The organism is Rhizobacter sp. P3_B12 (assembly GCF_056402895.1).
Genome location: NZ_JBFUGN010001311.1, coordinates 1 through 1370, shown reverse-complemented (window position 1 = coordinate 1370; position 1370 = coordinate 1). Strand labels below are relative to the sequence as shown.

2 protein-coding genes are annotated in these 1370 nt (G+C 67.9%); one reads left to right on the top strand and one right to left on the bottom strand.

Annotation, left to right across the window (positions count from 1 at the left end; all coding sequences use genetic code 11):
* On the bottom strand, window positions 1–798 hold a 798-nt coding region (locus AC1D01_RS34810), incomplete at its 3' end, for a branched-chain amino acid ABC transporter permease (RefSeq protein WP_477874098.1).
* Between the two features lie 117 nt (window positions 799–915).
* Here AC1D01_RS34810 and AC1D01_RS34805 point away from each other — a divergent pair.
* On the top strand, window positions 916–1370 hold a 455-nt coding region (locus AC1D01_RS34805), incomplete at its 3' end, for a MurR/RpiR family transcriptional regulator (RefSeq protein WP_477874095.1).

Genomic DNA, 1370 nt, shown 5'->3' with positions numbered 1-1370 from the left:
CACCAGGCCGCCGCCGATCAGCACCATCATCACGACGAAGCCGGAGTTGTGCAGGCTCATCACGTTCGGGTAGGCCGATTGCTGCGCCATCGCGAACAGCGCGCCGGCCAGCCCCGCCACCGCCGTCGAGATGATGAAGGCCAGCCACTTGTAGAGCCACACCGGGTGGCCGACGAACGCGGCGCGCATCTCGTTCTGCTTGATCGCGCGCAGGATGCGGCCGAACGGCGAATGCACCAGCCGCCACAGCGCCGCCACCACCAGCGCGAACACCACCAGCGCGAAGTAGAAGAAGGCCTCGTTGCTCTTCAGCGAGAGGTCGACGAAGCCGAGCGACAGGTCGGGCCGCTTGATGTTCAGCAGCCCGTCCTCGCCGCCGGTCACCGTGTGCCACTTGCCGGCGATGAACCAGGCGAGCTGCCCGAACGCGATCGTCAGCAGCGCGTAGTAGATGCCGCGCCGGTGCGAGATGAACGCGCCGACCAGGGCGCCCGCCAGCGCCGCGATCAGCACCGCACCGAGCACGCCCAGCACCAGCCCGGCACCGCCGCGCAGCTGCAGCAGCCCGAATGCATAGGCGCCGATGCCGAAGTACGCGCCGTGCCCGAACGACGGCAGCCCGCCGTAGCCGAGCAGCAGGTTGTGGCCGAGCGCGAACAGCATCCAGATCATGATTTCCAGCGCCAGGTACTGGTAGAGCCCGACCTGGCTCAGCCACAGCGGCGTGCTGGCGAGCACCGCCACCGTGACCAGGAGCGGAAGCGGGGCGAGCGGCGCGTGTCGTGTGGTGCTGAGCATGTTGGAACGCTGGGCAATGAACTGTGGACTCGCCGGAATATATGTTCTACAGTTTCTGAGCGCAAGAATGTTTGTTCCTATTGCGGGTCAGTGCTTCCCCCTAGACAGTTCAGCCTCATGAGTCCCATCTCCAGCTACGACGAATTGAAGGATGCGATCTCGCGCGCCTATCCGGAGCTTCCGGCGCAGCTGCAGCGCATCGCGCGCTTCGCGCTGGAGCGCCCGAACGAGCTCGCGCTCGGCACGGTGGCGGTGATCGCCGAGGCGGCGCAGGTGCAGCCGTCGTCGCTGATCCGCTTCGCCAATGCGCTGGGCTTCAACGGTTTCTCGCAGATGCAGCAGGTGTTCCGCGGCCACCTGGTCGAGCGCTCGGGCAGCTACCGCGAGCGCATCAACCAGCAGCGCCGCAGCGGCGACGGCGCGGCCAGCGGCGGCTTCCTGAACCAGTACGTGGCCGAGGCGATCGGCGAACTCGGCCACCTCGAAGACAGCGTGCGCGCGGCCGACGTGAAGGCCGCCGTGCAGCTGCTGTGCGCCGCGCGCCGCGTGCACGTGCTGGCGCAGCGGCGCGC